Source organism: Comamonas antarctica (genome assembly GCF_013363755.1).
Lineage (GTDB): Bacteria > Pseudomonadota > Gammaproteobacteria > Burkholderiales > Burkholderiaceae_C > Comamonas > Comamonas antarctica.
On the sequence record NZ_CP054842.1, the window covers coordinates 55,527 to 80,181 of the forward strand.

Sequence of the window (24,655 nt, forward strand, 5' to 3'; positions counted from 1 at the left end):
GGAATTGCTGTCTAAAGTAGTGACCGCATTCTGCGCAAATATCGCCGACAGCGGCGGGACTTTTTGAGTGACCGATGCAGATCGGCGTCATGTTCTGCTCCATGTGGGAAGGCCGACGGCAAAAAACGCCAGGAAAACGGCAGCTCTGGGCCGTGGTTTCAACCGGTCGATGCAACGCAATGACTGCCACTGGTGATGTTGCCCCCGTATTCCCGGCCCCGTCCTATTCGCAATAAAGCGCTTGGTCAGCTAATGCGGCCTGTTGCCGCCTGAACTCCCGAGGCGAACGCATTTTCAACGAAGAATGCGGATGCAACTCGTTGAAGTGCTCAAAGGCCGCTGGCAGTTGCTCCAGCACCGTTCGCGCGTCACGTAGGTCCATGCGTGCCACGTAGTCGCGTTTGAAGGTGTTCACGAAGCTCTCGGCCATGCCGTTGCTCTGCGGGCTGCAGACCGGGGTGTTGATGAGCTTGAGGCCCAGCGCGCGTGCCAGCGCCCGTGTTTCGGCCGCGATGTAGGCTCCGCCGTTGTCGCTCAGGAACTCCAGCGCTTGGTCTGCGGGAACTGCCTCCACTGCCCCGAAGCGGCGCTCCACGGCTTCGATGAGCATCTCGCGCACCGGCTCGCCTGGCAGGCCTTTTCCCTCCCAGGCACGCCAAGCCATTACCTCCCGGTCACAGCAGTCCTTGGCGAACGTGGCAGTCACGGTCTGGCCTGAGTCGTACTTTATTTCCAGGCCATCGGAGCACCAGCGCAGGTCGCTGCGCGAGACAGCCACGCGGCCTTCATGCGTGCGTGCGGACTGGCGCCGACGCGGTGCTTTAGGCAGTAGCAGGCCCGCTTCTGCCATGACGCGATAGACGCGTTTGGCGTTGACCCTTGCAGCGCCTCGCGCCCTGCGTTGGCGGTTCACCAGGGCGCAGGCACGGCGGTAGCCATAGCTTGGCAGCTGCGCAATCTCCTGGCGCAGTTCGGCCAGCAGCTCTTCATCGCCGCGAGGCGTGCGGTGGCTGCGACCATCGGTCCAATCATCATCACGCCCCAGCAGGTCACGCACATGCGAGCGCGCCAACCCCATCGTCCGGCAGACCGTCTTCACTGGTCTTCCCCGGGCAACAAGGGCGAGCGCGCAAGCCACTTTTTTTCTGTGGCGTACTCCACGGCCTCCTTGAGGATTTCGTTCTCAAGGGTCTTCTTGCCGAGCACGCGCTGAAGCTTGGCGATTTCTGCCCGGGCCGCCGCCAGCTCGGATGCCGGAACGACTGCTTCACCAGCGGAGACAGCGGTCAAAGCGCCCTGGCGCTCAAGCTTGCGCCATTGGAACAGCAGCCCCGCGGAGACGCCTTCCTGGCTAGTGACCAGCGACACGCTCATGCCTGGCTCGTACGTGCGGCGCACCAGCGCTGCCTTCTCAGCGACGGACCAACGCCTGCGGCGCTGGTCCGTCACGACTACCTCTACTGACTCCGTATGTCTAGTCACGACGTCCCCCCAGATTTGAGTAGCAAATGAACTTGGAGTCCAATCCCAAACGACAGGAGATTGGACGTGAAAAAGCGATATAGCGAAGAACAGATCATTGGCTTCCTGAGGGAAGCTGAATCAGGGTTGCCGGTGGCAGAGTTGTGCCGCAGGCATGGATTCTCTGAAGCGAGCTACTACCTGTGGCGCAACAAGTTCGGCGGAATGACGGTCTCGGATGCCAAGCGGCTCAAGGAGCTGGAAACCGAGAATGGTCGCCTCAAGCGCCTGCTGGCCGAAGCCATGCTGGAGAACGAGATCACGAAAGAGGCTCTGCGAAAAAAGTGGTGAGCGCATCCGCAAGCCGGGAGCTGGTGCGCCACATGAACGGCCAAGGGCTAAGCGAACGACGCGCATTGCGCGTCATTGGTATGAGCCCCAGCGCCTACCGCTATCAGCCGGTGACGGATCGCAATTGCGTTCTCAGGGAAAAGATCATCGCCTTGGCGCAACGTCATCGACGCTACGGTGCCGGCATGATCTATTTGAAGCTGCGCCAGGCCGGCGAGCTGGTTAACCACAAGCGGGTCGATCGCCTGTATGCCCAGGCCGGCCTGCAAGTGAAGAGGCGCAAGCGCAAAAAGATTCCGCTCGCCGAGCGACATCCTTTGGAGCGCCCGACGTCGGCCAACCAAGTGTGGTCCATGGACTTCGTGTTTGACCGCACAGCCGAAGGGCGCAGCATCAAGAGCTTGACCGTGGTCGATGACGCTACACACGAGGCGGTAGCCATCGTGCCGCAGCGTGCACTGAGTGGCAACCACCTGGTGCGCATCCTGGAGCAGTTGGCCAGTACGCGCGGGTTGCCCAAGGCGATCAGAACCGACAACGGCAAAGAGTTCTGCGGCCGTGCCATGGTGAGTTGGGCGCATGCGCGGGGCGTGCAGTTGTTCCTGATCGAACCGGGCAAGCCCAATCAGAACGCCTACATCGAATCATTCAATGGACGATTCCGCGATGAATGCCTGAACGAGCATTGGTTCACCAGTCTGGCGCATGCCCGGGTAATCGTCGAAGCTTGGCGCCGGGAATACAACGAGGAGCGCCCGAAGAAAGTACTGGGCGGGTTGACGCCTGCTGCCTATGCACGGCAGCTGATGCAAAACCAGTTAAATTAACCCCGGGCTCCAAAGCCAAGTGCTACTGAAAACGGGGGGACGTCGCCTTTCCGAGTCCATTGTGACAACGTGTTCAGTTCTCGCTATTGCCCTGCATAGGGAAAGTCTGCGACTTTTGATTGATTCTGAACAGCGTCTGCAGGGGTTCCGAACAATGACAGTGCGAATTGCTCGCCATTGGTCTTCAGGACGACCTTCGTTCTCATCGTTTGATCCACGAGCTCAACTCCCTCCCATACCTCCTTGATAGGGTGGATTGTCCAACTTCCGCAAGCGTCATGCGAGGGTTCAAGCATCGATACAGAGCGGAGCACAGAAGTGGTGTCTGGGTGGTCGGGAAGCAAGCCGAGGACGTCTTCAATGTTTGAGATACACATAGTGCGCCGCGCAACTCCGCCTGCATCCTCCTGCAGGCCGGGAGTGTCGATTTCAACTAGAAACCAGGGGCGGCGCAACTCGATTTCAAGAGCCCTCCAGAGTTGTGCAGTGCCGCCGTAGATGGAGGACAGAGGGTGTTTGTGGTGCTCGGTAAACATAGGACTTCAGGCATGAGCTACTAGCGTAGCCGGGCGTGCTGCATATAAGTGGATATGCGATTTTCGCATATTTTGGTTGCGATCCGACATTTGGGCCTCTTCAAGGCCCTCCATGCAAAAGTCGCTCTATACGCAAGAGAACAAAATCCTCCTTCAGCTCCTCTACGAAACCAGAAAGATGGCTGGACTCACGCAGGTCCAACTTGGTGCATTACTGGATGAAGACCAAACTTTTGTGAGCAAGGTGGAGAGTGGCCTGCGGCGTCTGGATTTGATTGAGCTAAATGCCTGGTGCGTAGCAGTTGGGCTTTCTTTACCGACTTTCATCGCACGATATGAGAGAAGTCTAGGGCGGACCGCATAGCACTCTGTGGATTGCCCCTCACATCTCAGGGCACCAAGTCACCCCCTCGGTTAGGGAGTGTCTCAACTGCCTGAACTCGCGAGGCGAGCGTGAAGCCACTTGGTAATCCCCCCGAATTCCACCGTTCCGAGAAGTAGAACTATGCGGCCATGGCCAGCCGCTGTTTCGGGGTGATGCCGCCCAAGGCCATGTTCGGGCGTTCATTGTTGTAGCGCCACATCCATTGCGTAGCGAACTCCTGCGCCTCTTCGAGGTCGCTCCAATAATACTGTGACAACCACTCGTAGCGGACCGTTCTGTTGAAGCGCTCCACGTAGGCATTCTGTTGGGGCTTGCCGGGCTGGATGTGCTCAATTTGGATGCCACGCGTGCTTGCCCAGATCAGCAGCGTGGCGCTGATGTACTCGGGCCCGTTGTCGCAGCGGATCACTTGCGGCTTGTCGCGCCAGGCCATGATCTGCGCCAGCGTACGGATCACGCGATGCGACGGCTGCGAGAAGTCCACCTCGATGCCCAGGGCCTCGCGGTTGAAGTCGTCGATCACGTTGAGCAGCCGGATGCTGCGCCCGTCTTCCAACTGGTCGTGCATGAAGTCCATCGACCAGACCTCGTTGCAGTGCTCGGGCACCGTGAGCGGCTCTGGTTTCTCGCGCACCAGGCGCTTGCGCGGCTTGATGCGCAGGTTCAGCTCCAACTCCCGGTCGATCCGGTACACGCGCTTGTGGTTCCAGGGGAAACGGCGCACGTTGCGCAAATGCAGGAAACACAGCCCGAAGCCCCAGTTGCGGTTGTTGTCGGTCAGGCGCAGCAGCCACTGGGCGATCTCGTCGTCCTCTGCGCCACGCCGGGCCTCGTAGCGGTAGCAGGCCTGACTGATCTGGAAAGCCTGGCAAGCAGCCCGGACCGACAGCCTCGCTGCTGCACCGCTCGTTGTGCCATCTCACGTCGGCGAAATGGCTTCACCACTTTTTTGCGAGCGCCTCCGCCACGACCTCGGCCTTGAGTTTCTCCTCGACGTACATCTTGCGCAACCGCCGGTTCTCCTCCTCCAGCTCCTTTATGCGTGCCATGAGCGAGGCGTCCATGTCACCGAACTTGGCCCGCCACTTGTAAAAAGTCGCCGAGCTTATTCCCAGTTCACGGCACAGCTCGGGGACGGTCAGTCCGGCCTCTGCCCGCTTGAGCGCGTCGATGATTTGGCTGTCGGTGAAACGCGATTTCTTCATGGTAGAGATTCTCCTGTAAGACTCTCTACTTCTCAGCGCCCTGGATTTACGGGGGGATTACCAATGACGCGGCACACCTGTTCTGCTTGTAGAAGCACTCAATGTTCCGCATTTCGCATAGGCTCACTTGTTTCATCCAGCAATCACAGTGAAATCACGTTGAGTGCATAACGATCAACGTTCTGATATGCCCCACATCCACCACAGATCTACAGCAGATTTACAGCACTTGATAAGAATAGAACTGGACAGGATGCCAGGTGTATATCTTGCGATATCCACTAGCCCCTGGTCTGCTAGGTGGCTTCGCCCCCGTCGCAGACACTCAGGGCTTCGCCCCGAGACCCCAAATAATTAAATAAGTTATCTTTGTAATCAAAAGTAACTGCGCATACTGCGGAACGTCACTGTACTTTCGTTGGTGCGTCACTCTACTTTCGTTTTTTCCGGATGGGCCTGCAGGCCGGGGCCGCCCATGGCGGCCTGCAGAAGCGCCCCTACGCGGCTTTTTAGGAGGGTGGAAGGGGTAGGGGCCCAGGGCCGGAGCGCACCGCTCCTGGCCCAGCACGAGGTGCTTGCCCGGTCGGCAGGCCTGCGGTCGTGCCGCTGCCGAACTGGCGGCCCAGTACCGGTGACATCCCGGGAATGACTGAGCCGGTAGGCCCCTGCAGCGCAGCTGGTGGCGCAGCACCAGGTGCAGCCCACAGTGCCCAGGCCTGCGGCCGTGCCAATGGGCATTAGCCGGGTGGCAGCGCAGGGGATCCACTGCGAATGACGCGCAGCCCTAACGCTGCAGGTCGTTCAATGCGATGTCAGGTGGACACCGGCCGCGTGTGCGCTGCGGGCTGGTTCATGCTGGACCAGCGCAGGGTGCTAAGCATTCGCATCGGGTTGCGGCTGTGCCGTTCTGGGCCACGGCTACAGTCAGGACAGCCCGATGAAGTTGGGCCGTGGTTTTTGCTGCAAAAGCATGCTCTCCTCGCCCTTCTGCCCTGCGCAACGTCGGTGTGAACGCATGCGCAATCTCTGCACATGTGTGGCCGTATGCCTGCGCGGGCTCTCGCCTATGGCTGTCGCACATATGAGATAGCCCCTTGATTCCCCGGCCCCGTCCTGTCGCTTATCTTTAGAGATAGGAATAGGACTGTGCATATGACTAGACATACGGAGTCAGTAGAAGTAGTCGTGACGGACCAGCGCCGCAGGCGTTGGTCCGTCGCTGAGAAGGCAGCGCTGGTGCGCCGCACGTACGAGCCAGGCATGAGCGTGTCGTTGGTCGCTCGCCAGGAAGGCGTCTCCGCGGGGCTGCTGTTCCAGTGGCGCAAGCTCGAGCGCCAGGGCGCTTTGACCGCTGTCTCCGCTGGTGAAGCAGTCGTTCCGGCATCCGAGCTGGCGGCGGCCCGGGCAGAAATCGCCAAGCTTCAGCGCGTGCTCGGCAAGAAGACCCTTGAGAACGAAATCCTCAAGGAGGCCGTGGAGTACGCCACAGAAAAAAAGTGGCTTGCGCGCTCGCCCTTGTTGCCCGGGGAAGACCAGTGAAGACGGTCTGCCGGACGATGGGGTTGGCGCGCTCGCATGTGCGTGACCTGCTGGGGCGTGATGATGATTGGACCGATGGTCGCAGCCACCGCACGCCTCGCGGCGATGAAGAGCTGCTGGCCGAACTGCGCCAGGAGATTGCGCAGCTGCCAAGCTATGGCTACCGCCGTGCCTGCGCCCTGGTGAACCGCCAACGCAGGGCGCGAGGCGCTGCAAGGGTCAACGCCAAACGCGTCTATCGCGTCATGGCAGAAGCGGGCCTGCTACTGCCTAAAGCACCGCGTCGGCGCCAGTCCGCACGCACGCATGAAGGCCGCGTGGCTGTCTCGCGCAGCGACCTGCGCTGGTGCTCCGATGGCCTGGAAATAAAGTACGACTCAGGCCAGACCGTGACTGCCACGTTCGCCAAGGACTGCTGTGACCGGGAGGTAATGGCTTGGCGTGCCTGGGAGGGAAAAGGCCTGCCAGGCGAGCCGGTGCGCGAGATGCTCATCGAAGCCGTGGAGCGCCGCTTCGGGGCAGTGGAGGCAGTTCCCGCAGACCAAGCGCTGGAGTTCCTGAGCGACAACGGCGGAGCCTACATCGCGGCCGAAACACGGGCGCTGGCACGCGCGCTGGGCCTCAAGCTCATCAACACCCCGGTCTGCAGCCCGCAGAGCAACGGCATGGCCGAGAGCTTCGTGAACACCTTCAAACGCGACTACGTGGCACGCATGGACCTACGTGACGCGCGAACGGTGCTGGAGCAACTGCCAGCGGCCTTTGAGCACTTCAACGAGTTGCATCCGCATTCTTCGTTGAAAATGCGTTCGCCTCGGGAGTTCAGGCGGCAACAGGCCGCATTAGCTGACCAAGCGCTTTATTGCGAATAGGACGGGGCCGGGAATACGGGGGCAACATCACATAAATCAACTGCCCTACATGAAACCCGGTGCGGTTCATGCTTAGCACCTTGTGCCGGGCCAGCATGAACCAGCCCGCGTCTCCTGCGAGCTGGTCTCAGTCAACGTTTACGACATCAACTCGCGCTGCGCCGCGGAGGCGCTTCTCCCAGCCCGTGCCGTCATCCTTGAGGTACCACCGCACGGTCGCCGTCTGCTTTCTGTACTCACGCTTGACGCGGAATCTTGCGCGGTCGATCACACTTTCCATGAGCTGACAGAACCCGATGCGAAATGCTCAGCACCTTGTGCTGGTGCAGCATGAACCAGCCCGCAGCGCACACGCGGCCGGTGTCCACCTGACATCGCATTGACCGAACTGCAGCGTTCGCGCTGCGCGTCGTTCGTCGGGGATCCTCTCTGCGCTGCCACCCCTGCTGACGCCCATCAGCACGGCCGCAGGCTTGGGCTCCGTGGCCTGCACCTGGTGCTGCGTCACTAGCTGCCCTGCCGGGGCCTACAGCCCTATTCATGCCAGGCATGTCACCGGCCCTGGGTCGCCAGTTCAGCACCGGCACAACCGCAGGCCTGCCGACCGGCCCAGCAGCTTGTGCTGGGCCAGGAGCGGTGCTCTCTGGCCCTGGGCTCCCTACCCCTTCTACCCTCCCAAAAAAACCGCACAGCGGCGCTCCTGCAGGCCGCTATCGATGGCTCCGGCCGGCAGGCCCATTCCGGAAAAAACGAAAGTAGAGTGACGCACCAACGAAAGTACAGTGACGTTCCGCAACTGCAAAGGCCCGGCGGCGGATCAAAACAGCACCGAGTTCATGGAGGGCTGTTGGATTATGTGCGGCGGCCATAGACGCGAGCTCGCGCAGGCGTGCGGCAACACATGAACGGCACGGCCGTTAACGACCACGTTCCTTGCTTGGTTCGTCCACGCGTGAAACCGTCCCACGGCCACCCTTGAAGACAACCTCGATTCGATCACCAAGTGTTGGCGGTTCAGTCAAGGACTTTGTATCGTGGATGACGATCTTTCGGCGGCCAACATCCTGGGCCACGTGCATTCCAGAGACAGCAACGATGGGCCCTATGAAACGCAAACCGTCGGGACCTGACTTGTCGATGACTTTATAACCCTGCTTTTCCAATGTAGAGCGGATTTCACGCTCTGATACCTGGGCGCCCTGCTCAGCAGCCAGGGGAGGAACTCCTTGCTCGAACAGAATCCCCTCATCGAGCATTTGCTGCACGATCTCAGCCTGCATCATGTCCCGCGACTTCTTAATGTTCAGACGCTCAGGAGCATCGGCCGCGAGCCAATTTTTAAACTTGACAAAGGCTGTTGGAGAGATCGTGTTCATCATGGCCATCGCGCCGTTTTGAGCGATCACTGGGGCGACGAAGCGAGGCGCCTCGGTCAAAATCCCAGCACGTCGGGCTTGCACAGGCCACAAATCGCCCTCGTCATCGGAAAAGCGCATTGGATGTGGATCTTCGAGTTGCTGCTCTCGGCGCAGAAAGTCGACCTCGAAACCTCGGTCATTGATGGCGGTTTCGTTGTGCATTTCCTTGCGCTGGAATGATGGATCGACGCGTTGCAGGATCCGCAGGATGGATTTGTCGTCAGTCTTCGCCAAGTCCGTGATGAAGCTGACACGCTTTCGGGCATCCCATAGCATGTCTACGTCCTGGGTTGCGAGTGCTGCTGGCATGATGCGAACCCCAGCCGACGATTCATATGCATAGAGCGCATGCGTGCCGACAACGGTAAAGTGCTTATCCATCCCCTCTTGGTGCAGCCGGTTTAATAGACCAACTACGAGATTCGGGACGCGGCCAGCTCGTTGGGCTCTGTTCATACGCTGCGCCTCGTTCAACGCCTCTCCGAGCGAGCCTAAGCGCTTTTCCACGGCCTCCTTGCGTGCCATGAATCCATCGAAGATCTTTTCGGTCTCGGGCGAACGCGGACCAATTCGGGCTTGATGGTTGTCCACCGAGGTGCGCACCAGGTATTCGTACTGGCCCTGCTTCTTCCAGTACATGCCGCCTCGAACTTGTGCGGCTTCCTTTTCTGCTCGCAGGTATTCCTCGAACACGGTCGTCGAGTTGATGATCTGGAGTGCTGCTGCCTCGGAAACCGGAAGATAGTTGAGGTCGCTCATGAATTGGCCGTATAAATTCCAAAATTTGTATTTTATACGGCCAATTCCTTGGAGGCTAGTCCCGTGCCACACCAAAAACCATTCTATGGATGAACCGCACCGGGTTTCGTGGAGGCTTCAACTCTTAAGATGATGAAGCCATGAACAAGACCAACAAGTTCTCCCCCGAAGTCCGTGATCGCGCCGTGCGCATGGTGCAAGAGCACCGCGGGGAATACTCCTCGCTGTGGGCCGCCGTGCAATCGATTGCGCCCAAGATCGGCTGTGTGCCGCAAACGCTGCTGGACTGGATCAAGCGCGCAGAAGTCGACGCGGGGGTGCGTGAAGGCATCACGACCAGCGAGGCGCAACGGGTCAAGGAGCTGGAACGCGAGGTCAAGGAGCTGCGCCGGGCCAACGAGATTCTGAAGCTGGCCAGCGCTTTTTTCGCCCAGGCGGAGCTCGACCGTCGCATCAAGTCCTGAGAGAGTTCGTAAACAAGCATCGAGATACCTTCGGGGTCGAGCCGATCTGTAAGGTATTGCAGATCGCCCCGTCGGGATATCGGCGCCATGCGGCGCTGCTGCGAGAGCCACACAGGCGCTGTGTCAGGGCATGCCGAGAAGACGTCCTCATGCCTGCCATACAGCGCGTCTGGCAGGCCAACATGCAGGTCTACGGTGCCGTGAAGGTCTGGCGCCAACTGGCACGTGAGGGTACGGCCGTTGCGCGCTGTACCGTCGAGCGGTTGATGCGCCGCCTCGGTCTACAAGGCGCGATGCGAGGCAAGGTAATCCGCACCACGATCAGCGATGCCAAGGCGCCATGCCCGCTGGACCGTGTCAACCGCCAGTTCCGTGCCGAGCGCCCGAACCAGCTTTGGGTCAGTGATTTCACATACGTATCGACGTGGCAAGGTTGGCAGTACGTGGCCTTTGTCATTGATGTGTACGCCCGGCGCATCGTCGGTTGGCGGGTCAGCAGTTCGATGCGCACTGACTTCGTTTTGGATGCGCTGGAGCAGGCGCTGTACGCCCGCCGACCCGGGCGTGATGGGTCGTTGACCCACCACTCCGACAGGGGGTCTCAATACGTCGGAATTCGCTACACCGAGAGGCTGGCAGAGGCCAAAATTGCACCCTCGGTGGGCAGTCGCGGTGACAGCTACGACAACGCCTTGGCCGAGACCATCAACGGCTTGTACAAAGCCGAGTTGATTCACCGCCGGGCACCGTGGAAAACGAAAGAAACTCTGGAACTGGCCACCCTCGAATGGGTGTCCTGGTTTAACCACCACAGGCTCCTTGAGCCCATGGGGCACATTCCGCCCGCAGAAGCTGAGGCAAACTACTACCGGCAACTCGCCAGTCAGGCCACCTCGGTGGCGACCTGACTTAAACCAAACTGCCTCCACGAAACCCGGTGCGGTTCAGTCTTGTCGCTCTTGGCGGCGAACCAGGCCGTAGCCTTTGCCAGGATGTCGCGCTCCATCTGGACTTGCCGCAGCTGTCGGCGCAGCCTTGCCAGTTCCTCACGTTCGACCCCACTGAGCGCGCCCGTCGTGGCTTGGCCACCAGCGGCGCCGACCCAGTTGGCAATGGTCTGCGCAGTCACGTCGAACTCACGCGCCAGCTCAGCTGGCGTCTTGCCGGCTCGTACCAGCTCCACCATCTGCTCTCGGAACTCCGCCGGATACGGCGGCCTTGTCTTGCCCATCTTGAACTCCTTGCTCTACAGCGTAAGGTGTCCGTCAAACCGGGGCAACTTCAACTTCAAACGTTGCGTAAGCCAGTGATACAGCTGTTGCCACAGCCACTGCCACGCCTTCGTTCTCTCGGCCACGCGGTGCCAAGGCAGCGCCGGCAATGCCGACACTCACGGCGCCGCTTGGCCACAGCGCCTGAGCACCTTCCGATTCCTTTGTAGGCTCGGTCCTACGAGCGATAAGCGTGCAGCCCCATGTTGCGGCCAACCATAACCATTAAAGTGGAGCTTCCATCCACCTGAGCCACCACCTGAGCCACCACCTGAGGATTCGCATGAAAGCTCTTGTCTACGAAGGTCCCCGCCAAGTCACCGTCAAGGAGATGCCGGACGCCCAAATCGAAAAGCCGACCGATGTACTGGTGAAGATTACGACAACCAACATCTGCGGCTCGGACCTCCATATGTATGAGGGACGTACGAACATGGAGGCCGGCCGCATCCTCGGCCACGAGAACATGGGTCAGGTAGTGGAAGTCGGGGCTGCTGTAGACCGCGTCAAGAAGGGCGACTGGGTGGTACTGCCCTTCAACATCGGATGCGGCTTCTGCACGAACTGCGAGAAGGGGCTCACAGGCTATTGCCTCACCTGCAATCCTGGGTCTGCCGGGGCTGCCTACGGCTTCGCCGACATGGGGCCCTACAGCGGAGGCCAAGCCGAGTACCTGCGGGTGCCTTACGGTGACTTCAATTGCCTGGTGCTGCCGCCCGATGCCAAGTCCCGCCAGAAGGACTATGTGATGCTCTCGGACATCTTCCCCACCGGTTGGCACGCCACTCGACTGGCCGGGCTCATGCCTGGTGAAAGCATCGTCATCTATGGTGCCGGACCTGTCGGGCTGATGGCGGCGCACTCCGCACTCATCCAGGGAGCGGCCAAGGTGTACATCGTGGACCGCCATCCCGACAGGCTGAAACTGGCCAAGAGCATAGGGGCTATCACGATTGATGATTCCAAGGTGTCGCCGGTCGATTTCCTGATGAAGGAAACAAGGGACCTGGGCGTGGACCGGGGCTGCGAATGCGTCGGCTACCAGGCCCACGATGCAGAGGGAGACGAACAGCCCGACATGACGATGAACAGCCTCATCGGTTCGGTGAAGGCCACGGGAGGCATTGGCGTGGTGGGCGTCTTCGTGCCGGAAGACCCGCAGGCCGAGGACCCGCTGCAGAAGAAGGGCAAGCTTGCCCTTGACTTCGGCAAGCTCTGGTTCAAGGGACAAACCGTGCGGACCGGCCAGTGCAACGTGAAGCACTACAACCGGGAACTGTGCAACCTCATCCACAACGAGCGAGCCAATCCTTCTTTCATCGTGTCGCACGAACTGGACCTGGACAAGGCCCCGGAAGCCTATGAGCGTTTCGACAAGCGCGAGATGGGCTGGACCAAGGTCATCCTGCATCCTGGCAACTGAGCGCCGTGCCAACCTATGACTATGACTGCAGCCTGTGCGGCCGCTTCGAGCGCCTTCGCACGGTCGCTCAGCGTGATGCGCCGCTGGCTTGCCCCGGCTGCGGCACCGATGCTTCTCGCGCGGTGTCTGCGCCCGCGCTGGCCATGATGGACGGCGCCAAGCGCGCCCTCATCCGTACCGAAGAACGCAGTGCTGGCTATACACGACTGCGCCATCCCATGGGCTGTGCCTGCTGCCGCTGAGTGGTATGCGGGCACCCGCCCGCGAAAGGTGCTGGTCGCTCGCCAGACTCCCAGATCAGCGCGGGAGCGAGACGCAACAGGGTGAACAAATGGGACCAGCCGGTCGTGCTGGTCACGGTCGCGCGCCAGACCGCTTTGCCGTCCGAGGTGGGCTGGAGCATGCCGTGGTCTTGCTGTTGATTTCCACGCATTGAGGTGGACTTCTCATTGCCCTCGCTACGTGTGATTCGGGTCTTGGAGCAAATCATGCAGGGGCGTGGCAAACCCCAAGTCATTCGCTGTGACAACGGGCCTGAGTACATCAGCGCAACACTGCAAAACTGGGCGAGCGCCAAAGGTATCTGCCTGGAATACATCCAGCCAGGTAAGCCTCAGCAAAATGCCTATGTGGAGCGCTTTAACAGAACCGTTCGCTATGAATGGCTGTCGCAGTACCATTGGCGCAATCTTGATGAAGTGCGAGATTACACCACGCAGTGGATGTGGCGGTATAACCATGAACGCCCAAATATGGCATTGGGCGGCATCACCCCCAAACAGCGGCTGGCCATGGCCGCATAGCTCTACTTCTCAGAGAGATGGTTTATGGGGGATTACCACATCACCAATTCCTTGAAACGTGAATTCGCCTCAGACAGCGGCACTGAACTGAATGCTGTGCTGCCCAAGATGAGCCCTCTGAACTCGTAGTACCTCACCAAGAAGCAGACGGTGTTTCAGAAGATCGCTGCGTTTGTGGAGAAGTTCAAGGGTGTGGGTGGGCAGGTTTGAATCTGCCCTTTTCTCGCCGGAAAATCCATAGACTGCAAGAATGACAGCAAGGAGGTTGGGATCGCACGTAGGGCTGTGTGACCCCCATCCTGCAGCGTGACCTGATTGGGTCAAGGCCGAGTTGTCATGCAGGCAGTTTGGCTGCAAGCAGTTCGACCTTCTCGATATTGGGCGGAGAACTGAGCAAGGCCGCTGCGTTGGCCATCAAGGCCGCGGCGATCTGGCCGTTCAGATGTGCCTGGCGACCTGCCTCATCGGCAAAGGCATCGAACACACCAAACGTCGAAGGGCCAAACTTCAATGCGAACCAGGCCGTGGTGCCGGACTCGGCGTTGGCGAGCGGCAGTGCGCTGGCCAGGAAGTCGGCAAGCGCAGCCTCCTGGCCGGGTTTAGCTTCGAGGCGAACAAACAGGGCGAGCTTGGTCATGCTGTATTCCTTTGGGTAAATGGAAAAGTGGGTGAAGGGATCGAAGAGACTGCAGTCTAAGTCTTCATGACAGACATCTCTATAGGCAATAATGACAACATTGATATCATTGTTGCCATGAAACTCCACCTCCTTGTTTGTGATGGCGTGTTTGATCTGGGGCTTGCGGCGCTCACAGACACAGTGGGCTTAGCCAATGCGATGGCGGGCTCGCTGCCACAGGCTCCCGCGCACATAGAGCTCACGCTGGTGGGCGTGCGGCGTCGCATCCGAACTGCGCAGGGCTTGACGGTCCCCGTGGTCACTGCGCATGGTGTGCCCGAACCAGACGTCGTGCTCGTGCCAGCGTTTGGCGACAAGATGCCTGACACGCTCTCGGCTCGACTCACACGCCCCGATGTGCCCGACGCGGTCGCGGCGCTACAGCAGTGGTCCACCGCTGGCGCGCACCTTGGTGCCGCTTGCTCCGGTAGTTTCTTGCTTGCAGAGAGTGGCCTGCTTGATGGGCATCGTGCGACGACGTCATGGTGGCTGGGGCCGATGTTTCGGCAGCGCTATCCGAACGTCACGCTGGACGAGTCACGCATGATCGTGAACTCGACACGCTTCACCACCGCGGGTGCCGCTTTGGCCCACGTCGACTTGGCCTTGCGCATCATCCGAGGGCGCAGTCCGGCGCTGGCGGCCCTGGTGGCACGCTATCTGCTGGTCGAGACACGCAGTTCGCAAGCCGAGTTCGTGATTCCCGACCACCTTGCGCATGCTGACCCGATGGTGGAGCGCTTCGAGTGCTGGGCCAGACGTCGGCTCGCGCAGGGGTTCTCGCTGGCCGAGGCGGCCAGCGCCGCGGGCACAAGCGAGCGCACCTTGGCCCGGCGGCTGCAAAGCGTTTTGGGAAAGACACCGTTGTCGTATTTCCAGGACCTGCGCGTGGAGCATGCCGTCCATCTCTTGCGCACCGGGAACGCCAGCGTCGACCAGGTCGCCGCACAGGTCGGGTACTCGGATGGGGTGACCCTGCGGGCCCTGTTGCGCCGCAAGCTGGGCCGGGGTGTCAGGGAGTTGCGACGCGGTGGATGACCAAAGGCGTTTGGTGCATGTACGGCTGGAGACCACCGCGAAACTGTCGGAAGCAAAGGCTTACCCACTTGCGTCTACTACATCGTGCGTTGGGTGCAAAAGCACCAGCCGTGCCAAAGCAGTCTTCAGTGACCTTTCAAAGTTCAGTGATCTTTCAAAGGTCTGAGTATTGGGAATACTGTTAGCTTTACCACTGTTTTCTGTTCACTAATCTGGGTTTTCATCCACATGCTATTCAATCCACTTCAAGTAGGTTCTCTCACCCTGCCCAACCGCATCCTTCTGGCACCATTGACACGCGCCCGTGCCGACGCTGGCCACATGCCCAACGCGCTGATGGCCCAGTACTACAGCCAGCGAGCCACCGGCGGCCTGCTGATTTCCGAATGCACCATGGTGGCGCCCGGTACATCGGCCTTCGTCAATGAGCCTGGCATCTACAACGACGCGCAGATTGCAGCCTGGAGGCAGGTGACCGACGCGGTGCACGCCAAGGGCGGACGCATCTTCATGCAGATCTGGCACGCTGGCCGCGCAGCCTACCCTGGCGCTGCCGATGGCGCCCCCATTGTCTCCAGCAGCGCTACCGCTATTGAGGGTGAGATCCACACGCCCCAAGGCAAGGTGCCGCACGCGGTGCCCCGCCCCCTGACCGTCGAAGAGATTCCCGGCATCGTGGCTGCGTTTGCTCAAGGCGCACGCAACGCCATTGCCGCCGGCTTTGATGGTGTGGAAGTACACGGCGCCAACGGCTACCTGATTGACCAGTTTCTGCGCGACACGCCCAACCAGCGCACCGATGCTTACGGCGGATCGCTGGAAAACCGTGCACGTTTGCTGTTCGAGGTACTTACTGCCGTGACCCAGGCGATCGGTTCCGAACGTGTGGGTCTGCGCCTGTCGCCCCTCAACAGCTTCAACAGCATGAAAGACAGCCACCCGCTGGCCCTCATCGGCTTCCTGGCCGATAGGCTCAATGCCTTCAAGCTAGCCTACCTGCACGTGATGCGTGCCGATTTCTTCGGCGTGCAGAAGGCCGATGTCATGCCCGTAGCGCGTGAAAAGTACAAGGGTGTGTTGGTGGGCAATATGGGTTACAGCGCTGATGAGGCAGAGGCAGCTATTGCCGAAGGTAAGCTTGACGCTGTGGCCTTTGGCACCGCCTTCCTGGCTAACCCGGACCTGCCCGCACGCATCAGGGCCAAGGCACCGCTGAACGCGCCTGACTCCAACACGTTCTACGCAGGTGGCGCCAAGGGCTATACAGACTATCCGACACTGCAGGTCGCGTAAATCACCGCCCCAGAAGACCGAAGAAACGAGCCACTTTATGCCCAAGGCTCTGCCGTTCGATCTTGCGAAGCTGTGAATCGATGGCATCTACCGAGTGAACCGCACCGGCTTCCGTGGAGGCTCAACTCCTGAGAGGATTGAGTCATGAACACTAAAGCTACTCGTTTTAGCCCCGAGGTACGTGAGCGTGCCGTGCGTTTGGTGCAGGAATGCCAATCGGATTACGCATCACTGTGGGGTGCGTGTGAATCGATTGCCCCCAAGATAGGTTGCTCGGTCAGCACCCTGCATGAGTGGGTGCAGCGCAAAGAAATAGATGCAGACCAACGGCCAGGGCTGACCACGGATGAGCGTGAGCGACTCAAGCAACTGGAGCGAGAGAACAAGGTGGGCTTCCCCCAGTTTCCCGGACGGTTTGCCTAGCCCTCTAAGCGCTGTTGCTCCTCGAATTGAACCGGGCTGAGGTAGTTCAATTTTGAGTGTTTTCTGAACGGGTTGTAGAAACGCTCGATGTAATCGAAGACATCGGTTCTGGCCTGTTCCCTAGTGCGGTAGATTTTGCGAGAGCAGCGCTCGGTTATCAAAGTCGAGAAGAAGCTTTCCATCGCTGCGTTGTCCCAACATTCACCGCGCCTGCTCATGCTGCACGTGATGTTGTGACTCTTGAGCAATTGGTGGAATTCGTCACTCGTGTACTGGCTGCCCTGGTCAGAGTGATGCATCAACGAGGCCGGTTTGCCTCGGCGCCACAAGGCCATCAACAATGCATCGCTCACCATCCTGGCCTGCATGGTTTCGCTCATCGACCATCCGACGATGCGCCTCGAATACAGGTCCATGACTGCAGCCGCGTACAACCAGCCCTCGGCCGTCCAGATATAGGTGAAGTCTGCAACCCACTTCTGGTTGGGCTTCAGTGCCTGGAACTCGCGCTGGAGGGTAAGCGTCCGGCCGTCCCATCTTGACGTGAAGCCAAGCAAGGGTCAGCGCAGCTTTCGGATGGCGAGGTTGGCTGCGTTGATACTGAAGACATTGGCATCGAAGGGCCCGCCCCACCAGCGCCAATAGTCAGCGTGCTGCTCATGTGTGGGGTTGTGCATGGCTTCCAGGAAGTCCATGTAGCCGGGCGGACCACCCACGTCTTCCGGCGGGCAAGCATTTTCGCCAGCCAGGCACATCGGCCAGTCGTTACGACCTTCCTGCGCTGGCTGGCACTCCTCGACGGTAATGAGGTGTTCCCAGCCATCGCCGAAGTCGTAGTTGTAGGCGAAGGTCTGGACCTGTTCACCCAGGACGCTGCCAACGGTGAACTTTCTTTCATCGAGCATGTCGTCGCTGCCGACCCATTCCTTGTCGAGGACACCGTAGCGTTGCTGCTCTATGTTCCAGTCATGTAGATGGCTGTTGGTCCAGCCCATGGCTGCCTGCACGATGCGGTCAAGCTTCGCCAGCTTGACGCTGTCAGGTACGAGGATACGCCGCCACACTGGAGCGGCGATGTGCTGAAGCTCAACGCGGAGCTGGTAAACGCGTTTGGGTTGGGTACGTTGGTACTTGGTGCTCATCCACCAAGTATCGCAGCGCCGCTGTGCCAACGATGGGGCAACAATTCTTCCACCCGGCTGGCCCGGTGCGTGGGCAAGCGCGTGAGCACATCCCTCAGGTAGGCATAGGGGTCATGCCCGTTCATGCGCGCCGACTGCACCAGGCTCATCACCGCCGCCGCCCGCTGGCCCGCGCGCAGGCTGCCGGCGAACAGCCAATTGCTTCGGCCAATGGCGATCGGCCGGATCTGGTTCTCGATCCAGTTGTTGTCCACGGGCAATTGCCCATCGTCGATGAAGCGCGTCAGCGCAGTCCAGCGCCGCAGGCTGTAATCCAGCGCCTTGGCCGTGGCCGAGCTGTCGGGCAGTTTTTGCCGTTGCAGCAGCATCCACTCGTGCAGCGCCTCAAGCAATGGCTTGGTGTGCTGCTGCCGGATGGCCTGGCGCTGATCGGCGTTCAGGTCTTTGACCTCGCGCTCTATATCGTAGACCTTGGCGAACTGCTCCAGCGCGAACCCGGCAAGCTGGCTCTTGCTTGCCGCATGCAGGTCAAAGAATTTGCGCCGTGCATGCGCCAGGCAGCCGACCTCGGTCACGCCACTGGCTATCGAGGCCTTGTAGCCGGCGAAGTCGTCGCAGAGCAGCGCCCCCTTCCAGTCGCCCAGGAAGTGGCGCGCATGCTCGCCGGCTCTGGACTCGCAGAAGTCGTACACCACGGCTTTCATGTCTTCGAAGGCCCCTGCGGCGTAGGCCCAGAGGTAGGCACGGTGCGTCGCGCCCTTGTCAGGCTTGAGCATCTGCACCGGCGTTTCATCGGCGTGCAGTACGCGCCGGCCGAGCATCTGGGCCTTGAGCGCATCGACCAGCGGCTGCAGTCGCACTCCGCAGGTTCCGACCCACTGCGCCAGGGTGGAGCGGGGAATGGCCAGACCGGCGCGCGCAAAGATGCTTTCCTGACGGTATAGCGGCAGGTGGTCCGCGTACTTGGCCACCAGCACCTGGGCCAGCAGACCGGCGGTGGGGATGCCCTTGTCGATCACATGCGCTTCGACTGGCGCCTGGGTGATGGTTTCGCATCGTGCGCAGGCCCACTTGCCGCGGATGTGGCGCTCCACCGTGAACACGCCGGGCACATAGTCGAGCTTCTCGGCCACGTCTTCACCGATGCGCTTCATCGCACAGCCACAGGCGCAAGTGGTCGACGCGGGCTCGTGCCTGATCTCGCGGCGCGGCAGGTGGGCGGGCAGCGGCTGGCGTTTGGGTTGTTGTCTGGTCTCGGGGGCTGCCGCAGGCGGCTGGAGTTGCTCGATCTCGACGGCAACTGCCGCCAGGTCGGCCTCGATCTCGTCTTCGAGCAGGCTGCGTTGCTGGGCGTTGAAGCGTTCAGATTGCGCAGCGAACTTCATGCGCTTGAGCAGCGCGTTCTCGTGGATGAGTTTGGCGTTGATCGCCTGGCTGTGGCGCAGCTCTGTGAGCAGGCGCGTGGTCATCTCGCGCAACTGCTCAGCGCTCAGATCATCCAGGGATTGCGGCTGCATCAACATGGCAGACAGTGTGCCAAGGAAGGCACTGCTCTGTCATGCGCAGATCCACGGATTGCATACCAGCTTCAGACCACGGTGATGATGCTGGCGCTTCCCATGCGCAGGGCAGGCCCAGCACCAGGGCGTCAAGCTGGGCAGGCTCCAGCGGCCACTGTTCATTGCCAGGTGCTGGCCAGACGAACTTGCCTTGGTGCAGGCGCCGAGCTGCCAGCCAGATACCGATACCGTCGTGCACCAGCACCTTGATGCGGTTGGCGCGTTTGTTGGCGAATAGATAGGCGTGATGGGGGTAGGCAGCGCCAAACACACTGACCACCCGGGCCAGGGCCGTGTCGGTGCCGGCGCGCATGTCCAGCGGAGCTGTGGCCAGTCAGGCGGAGTCGATACGGATCATTGCCGCAGCACCTGCAACAGACTCTGCAATGCGCGAGAACACTCGGCAGCGGCGGCCACTGGCCAATTCACCGTCACGCGGGTGCCATGGTGGCAGCATTCGATGCGGATGTCTGTGCAGTCAGCTTGTGCACCCGCAGCCTTGGACTCCATCACCGGGGAGCCCAGTGCCATCGCGATGAAGGCAGGTACGGCACTGGCATGTGGCCCATGTGCTGGGGCGCTAACAGGCTGTGCGTGGATCACGGGCGCAGCAGCAGCATCGTCGCAGTGTGCAGCGACGTCGCACACAACAGCGGGCGCCAGATCGCCTGCGATCTGGCGCTGGCACAGACGATGCTCCTTAAGCCAGCGATGCAGCACATTGGCATTCATGCCATGTTCACGCGCTGTGGCAGCAATCAATGCGCCGGGCTGCAGGCACGCGGCGACCAGTTCAGCCTTGAACTGCGGCGTATAGGTGCGGCGCGTGCGCGGCACAGAGTAACGAGGGGATTGAGAATCTTTGAGCATCGTGTACACGGTGGTTTCGTGGACACGATGTTGCTCAAAGAGTTGTTCAGCATAAAGATGGGATTACCGGACGGATACGGATTACCGGACGGATACCGTTTGGCCACGCGGCGGGCGATGAAGTGTTGCGCGTGATCGGTGAGCGTCTTTCAGATATGCTTACCGAAAGCGTCCATGTTTCGCGCATCGGCGGTGACGAATTCGTACTTTTCCTCGTCGACGCCCCCGAAGGCGAGGCTGCGCGCCTCGCGCACGACGTCACCATACGCATGCGCGAGCCAATACAGACGCCGTGTGTACGAGCCTCGGTGGGCGCGAGCATCGGCATGGCGCGCTACCCCATCTCTGCATCGAATGCGGGCGAGTTGCTGCGTAATGCGGACAGCGCGATGTATCACGCGAAGCGCGCGGGCGGTTCGCATGTGTGTTCGTTTGGCAAGGAGGATGCACAGCGCCTCTCGCATCGCCGGCGGCTGCGCACGGATTTGGAGCGCGCGAGCGCCGCAAGCCAGTTCGAACTGTACTACCAGCCACAACTAGACCTGCATACTGGCCGCGTCTATGGTGCCGAGGCACTTCTGCGATGGAACCATCCACAACTGGGGGTGCTCACACCGGCCGACTTCCTCGACGTGCTGTTTGAATCGCCGGCCTACGAGGCGACGGGAGACTGGCTAATTCGCCTTGCATTCCGCCAGGCGGCGAAATGGCAGGCGGCGAACCGCATGCCGTTCAAGGTTGCCGTCAATCTCTCGGCCACGACGATCCAGAACTGCGATCTCGCCGCACTGGTTTCGGAGGCAGCCGATGCGGCCGGCGTATGCGCTTCCGCTCTCGACATCGAGGTGACGGAGACTGTTGTCATGAGCGACTTCGCCGCCGCGTCGCGCGTACTTTCGGCTGTACGAAAGCTCGGCGTAACCGTCTCGCTCGACGATTTCGGCACCGGCTACTCCAGCCTCGCATACCTCACACGGCTGCCTGTCGATCGCATCAAGATCGACAAGTCGTTCGTGCGCGAGCTCAATGCCAAGGAGACCTGTCGCCAGGCACGCGCGATGATCGAAGCGATGGTGGCGCTCGCGCGCGCGCTGGGCATGAGAACGGTCGCAGAAGGCATTGAGACCGAAAAGCAATTCGTCCTCGTCAAAGAAATCGGCTGCGATGCCGTGCAGGGATATTTCATCGGCAAGCCGGGCTCGGCAGCGCGCATTGAACCTTACGCCGAGACACGGTTCAGGCCCGCTGAAGCTTCATCGTTGCAAGGCGCGGGGAACGGATCGCGCTAGCGGTCAACACGCAGCCGCTCGTGCGCATGCAACAACCGGCATGTCATCGGCAAATTAAAGGAGAAATTTAGAGTGCTTTCTGTCCAGGCGCAGATGTTCCTTGGGTTCTAAACTGAATCGACCGGCTGATGAGTTTCGCAATCCGGCCTTTCAATTTTTCGCACTCGACCGGCAGCTTCGGGTCGAGATGTGCCGTTCGGTAAGAGTAGCTATCGATAAGTAGCGTTATCGCGAGTTGAGCATTCACAAGTACTGGCGGGAATCCCGAAAAGGTGTCAAGCATGACTGTGTCGATGTCTGCTTTGCAGCGTGGCTTGGTTGGGACTGATAGAGGGCTTCCACCATCGCGTGCGCAGGCACACGTCCATCGGATCCATGGCCCCCGTCACAAAGGAAAGCAGCTGCTGGCGGCATGGATGGATGTCCGTGGAAACCTGGCAGGGTCCACCGTCTGTTCACTGAGGTGGCACAAATTGTGCTTAACAACAACGGGCGCCATTGAGTTGGAGCGTTCCATGCACCGCGGCAGGGCTGCCGCCCCATTTTGGCTACGTAGCCTTTGTTTCACTGCCTGACGGCGGAGCGAGGGCTTTTTGTTTTTGGACCACAGGTATTCTGCAATGCGCCTTTTTCCTCGTGAGATTGATCGCCTTCTGCTGCACCAGGCGGCAAGCCTAGCGCAGGCTCGCCGCAAGAAGGGCTTGCAGCTGACCGAACCGGAGGCGCGGGCGCTGATCGCGGACGCCATCTGCGAGGGGGCGCGCCAGGGAGGGACTGTGGCGGATATGGTGTCCATGGCCAGCGCGCTTCTGAACGAGGACGACCTGATGGCAGGCGTGGCCGAGCGCATCGACGTGGTCATGGTCGAAGCCTTCTTCCCTGACGGGCAGAAGCTGGTATGCGTTCGCGATCCAATAGGGCCAGCCAAGGCAAAAGGGCCGTCGAATGCGGCACCGCAAGTCGAGCCACGCTGGCGCCTGGTCGAAGAACCGTTAGTGGTCAATCAGAACCGGCCTACGCTGCGCCTTCGAGTGGAAAGCACCAGTGACCGGCCGATACAGATCGGCTCGCACTATCACTTTTTCGAAGTCAATCCGGCACTTCGGTTCGATCGCGCCGCCGCGTACGGCATGCGCTTGGATATACCAGCGGCAACCACACTACGTTTCGAACCCGGCGATGCGCGAGATGTTGATCTTGTGGCCATCGGAGGTGCGCGTCGCGTGTTCGGCTTGGCGGGCCTGATCAATGGAGCACTCGACGACCCGGCGGTGCGCTGCGCAGCAATGACCCGGCTTGTCGCGTTTATCCAGGACTAGGCATGGCATTCACCATTGAACGTTCACGCTACGTGCAACTGTACGGCCCCAGCTCAGGCGACAGCGTCCGCCTCGGCGACACAGGGCTATGGGCCCGGGTCGAGCGTGACTACTGTCATGGCGGCGACGAACTTGTTTTTGGTGCCGGCAAGACGATCCGTGCAGGGACTGGCTGCGACGGCGCGATGACAGCGGCGGACGGCGTTCTCGACCTTGTCGTCACCAACGCACTGATCATCGACGCGGTGGCCGGCATCATCAAGGCGGACATCGGCATAAAGCAAGGGCGGATTGTTGGTATTGGCAAGGCCGGGGATCCCAACATCATGGATGGCGTGAGCCCTCAGCTTATCGTCGGGGTCAATACCGACATCAGAGCCGCCGAAGGATTGATCGTCACGACCGGAGGCATCGATTGCCATGTCCACTTCATCGACCCGGGTCAGGTGGATGAGGCCCTGTGCGCAGGCATCACGACCTTGATGGGCGGGGGACTCGGTCCCACCACGGTTCCGATCGCCTCAACCGGCACAACCAACCTAGGTCTGATGCTACAGGCGGCTGAGGCGTTCCCAGTGAACTTCGGCTTCATCGGCAAGGCTGCGTCACACACCGTGGCGCCCCTGATTGAACAACTCGCCTCTGGGGCCGCCGGCCTCAAAGTCCATGAAGACTGGGGCGCCAGTTCGGCCGTCATCGACGCCGCACTCCAGGCTGCTGACATTGGCGGTGGCCAGATCCAACTGCACACCGACACCCTAAACGAATCGGGCTTCATCGAGCATACTTTGCGCGCGATCGGTGACCGATGCATCCATGCATACCACGTCGAGGGCGCGGGCGGCGGGCATGCGCCCGACATCATCCGCATTTGCGGCAAGGCGAATGTGTTGCCGTCTTCGACCAATCCAACCAATCCGTTCACGGTCAACACCTTTGACGAGCACTTCGACATGGCGATGACAAGCCATCATCTGAATCCTCGATTACCGGAGGACGTTGCCTTCGCGGAGAGTCGTATCCGCCGCGAGACGATCGGCGCCGAAGATGTATTGCACGACCTAGGAGCAATCAGCGCTATCGGCTCTGACAGCCAGGGTATGGGGCGCATTGGCGAGACGATCGCAAGGACCTGGCAACTGGCTGAGCACATGCGTGATCTGCGCGGCAGTCTTTCTGAGGACCTCGGCACGGGCGCCGATAACCACCGAATCCTGAGGTACATCGCCAAGTACACGATCAACCCTGCAAAGATGTTCGGCATCGATCACGAGGTCGGATCCATTGCTCCGGGAAAGTTGGCCGACCTGGTTTTCTGGCGTCCCGACAGTTTCGGCATCAAACCGGAGTTGGTCATGAAATCGGGTTTCCCTGTATGGGCACCGCTTGGGGAAGCCAATGCATCTCTGATGACCTGCGAGCCGTTGCGCTACCGGCCCATGTGGGGCTGCTTCGGTCGTGCGCCACAGGCGCTGGGCGTGCGCTTTGTCGCGCCGCCTTCCATCGCTGCAGACATCGGCCGCAGGCTCGACCTTAAATCCGCTCTGGTGGCCGTAACGGACACACGGGGACTGACCAAGCGCAATATGCTCTACAACGATCTGTTGGCCGATATCAGGGTTGATCCAGAAACCTTCCGCGTCTACATCGATGGCCAAACGCTGATCAGCGCTCCAGCCACGCGAGTGACGCTGGGGGCCTCCTACATGCTCAAGTGAACAAAGGGATC

General features: G+C 60.4%; 19 protein-coding genes, 6 pseudogenes and 1 other annotated feature. Of the genes and pseudogenes, 14 read left to right on the forward strand and 11 right to left on the reverse strand.

Annotated elements, in window-relative coordinates:
• Positions 1 to 223 precede the first annotated feature (223 nt).
• Positions 224 to 1,482, reverse strand: a protein-coding gene (locus tag HUK68_RS22540) for an IS3 family transposase (RefSeq protein ID WP_434082479.1) whose coding sequence is annotated in 2 segments (ribosomal slippage) — positions 224 to 1,152 and positions 1,152 to 1,482 — 1,260 coding nt in all. Because the reading frame shifts where the segments join, the coding sequence is not laid out codon by codon here.
• A 66-nt stretch (positions 1,483 to 1,548) separates the two neighbouring features.
• On the opposite strand from HUK68_RS22540, the gene HUK68_RS22545 reads away from it, so the two are divergent.
• Positions 1,549 to 2,639, forward strand: a protein-coding gene (locus HUK68_RS22545; RefSeq protein WP_175506515.1) for an IS3 family transposase whose coding sequence is annotated in 2 segments (ribosomal slippage) — positions 1,549 to 1,807 and positions 1,807 to 2,639 — 1,092 coding nt in all. Because the reading frame shifts where the segments join, the coding sequence is not laid out codon by codon here.
• A gap of 83 nt (positions 2,640 to 2,722) precedes the next feature.
• Here HUK68_RS22545 and HUK68_RS22550 read toward each other — a convergent pair.
• On the reverse strand, positions 2,723 to 3,175 hold the full coding sequence (locus HUK68_RS22550; protein ID WP_175506516.1) for a hypothetical protein: 453 nt from the start codon (positions 3,173 to 3,175) through the stop codon (positions 2,723 to 2,725).
• A gap of 112 nt (positions 3,176 to 3,287) precedes the next feature.
• Here HUK68_RS22550 and HUK68_RS22555 point away from each other — a divergent pair, with 112 nt between their 5' ends.
• Complete coding sequence (locus HUK68_RS22555; RefSeq protein WP_175506517.1) at positions 3,288 to 3,539, forward strand: helix-turn-helix domain-containing protein; 252 nt, start codon at positions 3,288 to 3,290, stop codon at positions 3,537 to 3,539.
• Positions 3,540 to 3,678: 139 nt separating this feature from the next.
• Here the strand turns inward: HUK68_RS22555 and HUK68_RS22560 are convergent.
• Positions 3,679 to 4,765 (reverse strand): annotated as a pseudogene (locus tag HUK68_RS22560) (IS3 family transposase).
• A 1,152-nt stretch (positions 4,766 to 5,917) separates the two neighbouring features.
• Between HUK68_RS22560 and HUK68_RS22565 the strand changes: the two are divergent.
• Positions 5,918 to 7,176 (forward strand): IS3 family transposase gene (locus HUK68_RS22565; RefSeq protein ID WP_244146440.1). Its coding sequence is split into 2 segments (ribosomal slippage): positions 5,918 to 6,248 and positions 6,248 to 7,176, totalling 1,260 coding nucleotides; the frame shifts between segments, so codons are not numbered across the junction.
• A 917-nt stretch (positions 7,177 to 8,093) separates the two neighbouring features.
• Here HUK68_RS22565 and HUK68_RS22570 read toward each other — a convergent pair.
• A complete protein-coding gene (locus tag HUK68_RS22570; RefSeq protein WP_175506518.1) occupies positions 8,094 to 9,353 on the reverse strand; it encodes a GSU2403 family nucleotidyltransferase fold protein in 1,260 nt (419 codons plus the stop codon).
• A gap of 140 nt (positions 9,354 to 9,493) precedes the next feature.
• On the opposite strand from HUK68_RS22570, the gene HUK68_RS22575 reads away from it, so the two are divergent.
• A protein-coding gene (locus HUK68_RS22575) for an IS3 family transposase (protein ID WP_175506519.1) occupies positions 9,494 to 10,725 on the forward strand; the annotation gives its coding sequence in 2 pieces (ribosomal slippage) (positions 9,494 to 9,785 and positions 9,785 to 10,725; 1,233 coding nt in all).
• Positions 9,772 to 9,888, forward strand: a sequence feature (AL1L pseudoknot). Its footprint overlaps the gene before it by 117 nt.
• A 39-nt stretch (positions 10,726 to 10,764) precedes the next feature.
• On the opposite strand, the pseudogene HUK68_RS22580 reads toward HUK68_RS22575, so the two are convergent.
• A pseudogene (locus HUK68_RS22580) lies at positions 10,765 to 11,048 on the reverse strand (transposase); the annotation flags it as partial.
• 323 nt (positions 11,049 to 11,371) lie between these two features.
• Between HUK68_RS22580 and HUK68_RS22585 the strand changes: the two are divergent.
• The 4 genes and pseudogenes from HUK68_RS22585 to HUK68_RS23180 form a co-directional block, all read left to right on the forward strand.
• Positions 11,372 to 12,511, forward strand: coding sequence for a glutathione-independent formaldehyde dehydrogenase (locus HUK68_RS22585; protein WP_175506520.1), 1,140 nt, complete (start codon positions 11,372 to 11,374; stop codon positions 12,509 to 12,511).
• Between the two features lie 5 nt (positions 12,512 to 12,516).
• Positions 12,517 to 12,753 (forward strand): FmdB family zinc ribbon protein, encoded by a 237-nt coding sequence (locus tag HUK68_RS22590; protein WP_175506521.1) that lies wholly within the window; start codon positions 12,517 to 12,519, stop codon positions 12,751 to 12,753.
• Between the two features lie 189 nt (positions 12,754 to 12,942).
• A pseudogene (locus tag HUK68_RS22595) lies at positions 12,943 to 13,314 on the forward strand (integrase core domain-containing protein); the annotation flags it as partial.
• 36 nt (positions 13,315 to 13,350) lie between these two features.
• Positions 13,351 to 13,524 (forward strand): annotated as a pseudogene (locus tag HUK68_RS23180) (type I restriction endonuclease subunit R, EcoR124 family); the annotation flags it as partial.
• A gap of 124 nt (positions 13,525 to 13,648) precedes the next feature.
• On the opposite strand, the gene HUK68_RS22600 reads toward HUK68_RS23180, so the two are convergent.
• The gene (locus HUK68_RS22600) at positions 13,649 to 13,951 is read right to left on the reverse strand and encodes a putative quinol monooxygenase (RefSeq protein WP_138350048.1); all 303 of its coding nucleotides are present in this window, start codon (positions 13,949 to 13,951) and stop codon (positions 13,649 to 13,651) included.
• Between the two features lie 66 nt (positions 13,952 to 14,017).
• On the opposite strand from HUK68_RS22600, the gene HUK68_RS22605 reads away from it, so the two are divergent.
• From HUK68_RS22605 to HUK68_RS22615, 3 genes and pseudogenes are all read left to right on the forward strand, one after another.
• Positions 14,018 to 15,031 carry a GlxA family transcriptional regulator gene (locus tag HUK68_RS22605; protein WP_175506522.1) on the forward strand — a complete coding sequence of 338 codons (1,014 nt, stop codon included), beginning with the start codon at positions 14,018 to 14,020 and terminating at the stop codon, positions 15,029 to 15,031.
• A 228-nt stretch (positions 15,032 to 15,259) separates the two neighbouring features.
• A complete protein-coding gene (locus HUK68_RS22610; protein WP_138350044.1) occupies positions 15,260 to 16,324 on the forward strand; it encodes an alkene reductase in 1,065 nt (354 codons plus the stop codon).
• Positions 16,325 to 16,468: 144 nt separating this feature from the next.
• Positions 16,469 to 16,711 (forward strand): annotated as a pseudogene (locus HUK68_RS22615) (transposase); the annotation flags it as partial.
• Between the two features lie 32 nt (positions 16,712 to 16,743).
• On the opposite strand, the pseudogene HUK68_RS22620 reads toward HUK68_RS22615, so the two are convergent.
• The 5 genes and pseudogenes from HUK68_RS22620 to HUK68_RS22640 all read right to left on the reverse strand — a co-directional run.
• A pseudogene (locus tag HUK68_RS22620) lies at positions 16,744 to 17,262 on the reverse strand (IS3 family transposase); the annotation flags it as partial.
• A 45-nt stretch (positions 17,263 to 17,307) separates the two neighbouring features.
• Positions 17,308 to 17,889 carry a plasmid pRiA4b ORF-3 family protein gene (locus tag HUK68_RS22625; RefSeq protein ID WP_175506524.1) on the reverse strand — a complete coding sequence of 194 codons (582 nt, stop codon included), beginning with the start codon at positions 17,887 to 17,889 and terminating at the stop codon, positions 17,308 to 17,310.
• A complete protein-coding gene (tnpC, locus tag HUK68_RS22630) occupies positions 17,886 to 19,412 on the reverse strand; it encodes an IS66 family transposase (RefSeq protein ID WP_175506525.1) in 1,527 nt (508 codons plus the stop codon). Before tnpC ends, HUK68_RS22625 begins: the two co-directional genes overlap by 4 nt.
• Entirely contained in the window at positions 19,384 to 19,782 is a 399-nt protein-coding gene (gene tnpB / locus HUK68_RS22635) for an IS66 family insertion sequence element accessory protein TnpB (RefSeq protein WP_279614334.1), read from the reverse strand. The genes tnpC and tnpB overlap by 29 nt, the downstream gene beginning before the upstream one ends.
• Positions 19,783 to 19,802: 20 nt before the next feature.
• On the reverse strand, positions 19,803 to 20,318 hold the full coding sequence (locus HUK68_RS22640) for a transposase (RefSeq protein WP_175506597.1): 516 nt from the start codon (positions 20,316 to 20,318) through the stop codon (positions 19,803 to 19,805).
• Positions 20,319 to 20,410: 92 nt separating this feature from the next.
• Between HUK68_RS22640 and HUK68_RS22645 the strand changes: the two genes are divergently transcribed.
• From HUK68_RS22645 to ureC, 3 genes are all read left to right on the forward strand, one after another.
• Positions 20,411 to 21,607, forward strand: a complete 1,197-nt coding sequence (locus HUK68_RS22645; RefSeq protein ID WP_279614335.1) for a putative bifunctional diguanylate cyclase/phosphodiesterase — start codon at positions 20,411 to 20,413, stop codon at positions 21,605 to 21,607.
• Positions 21,608 to 22,227: 620 nt separating this feature from the next.
• Positions 22,228 to 22,926 carry an urease subunit beta gene (locus tag HUK68_RS22650; protein WP_104670286.1) on the forward strand — a complete coding sequence of 233 codons (699 nt, stop codon included), beginning with the start codon at positions 22,228 to 22,230 and terminating at the stop codon, positions 22,924 to 22,926.
• 2 nt (positions 22,927 to 22,928) lie between these two features.
• The gene (ureC, locus tag HUK68_RS22655) at positions 22,929 to 24,644 is read left to right on the forward strand and encodes an urease subunit alpha (RefSeq protein WP_137923799.1); all 1,716 of its coding nucleotides are present in this window, start codon (positions 22,929 to 22,931) and stop codon (positions 24,642 to 24,644) included.
• Positions 24,645 to 24,655: the final 11 nt, after the last annotated feature.

What these genes read in the sequence shown, in the direction of transcription:
- HUK68_RS22550 (WP_175506516.1), bottom strand. Translation starts at nt 3,175, where the DNA reads ATGTTTACCGAGCACCACAAACACCCTCTGTCCTCCATCTACGGCGGC.
- HUK68_RS22555 (WP_175506517.1), top strand. Translation starts at nt 3,288, where the DNA reads ATGCAAAAGTCGCTCTATACGCAAGAGAACAAAATCCTCCTTCAGCTC.
- HUK68_RS22570 (WP_175506518.1), bottom strand. Translation starts at nt 9,353, where the DNA reads ATGAGCGACCTCAACTATCTTCCGGTTTCCGAGGCAGCAGCACTCCAG.
- HUK68_RS22585 (WP_175506520.1), top strand. Translation starts at nt 11,372, where the DNA reads ATGAAAGCTCTTGTCTACGAAGGTCCCCGCCAAGTCACCGTCAAGGAG.
- HUK68_RS22600 (WP_138350048.1), bottom strand. Translation starts at nt 13,951, where the DNA reads ATGACCAAGCTCGCCCTGTTTGTTCGCCTCGAAGCTAAACCCGGCCAG.
- HUK68_RS22605 (WP_175506522.1), top strand. Translation starts at nt 14,018, where the DNA reads ATGACAGACATCTCTATAGGCAATAATGACAACATTGATATCATTGTT.
- HUK68_RS22610 (WP_138350044.1), top strand. Translation starts at nt 15,260, where the DNA reads ATGCTATTCAATCCACTTCAAGTAGGTTCTCTCACCCTGCCCAACCGC.
- HUK68_RS22625 (WP_175506524.1), bottom strand. Translation starts at nt 17,889, where the DNA reads ATGAGCACCAAGTACCAACGTACCCAACCCAAACGCGTTTACCAGCTC.
- tnpC (WP_175506525.1), bottom strand. Translation starts at nt 19,412, where the DNA reads ATGTTGATGCAGCCGCAATCCCTGGATGATCTGAGCGCTGAGCAGTTG.
- HUK68_RS22640 (WP_175506597.1), bottom strand. Translation starts at nt 20,318, where the DNA reads ATGCTCAAAGATTCTCAATCCCCTCGTTACTCTGTGCCGCGCACGCGC.
- HUK68_RS22650 (WP_104670286.1), top strand. Translation starts at nt 22,228, where the DNA reads ATGCGCCTTTTTCCTCGTGAGATTGATCGCCTTCTGCTGCACCAGGCG.
- ureC (WP_137923799.1), top strand. Translation starts at nt 22,929, where the DNA reads ATGGCATTCACCATTGAACGTTCACGCTACGTGCAACTGTACGGCCCC.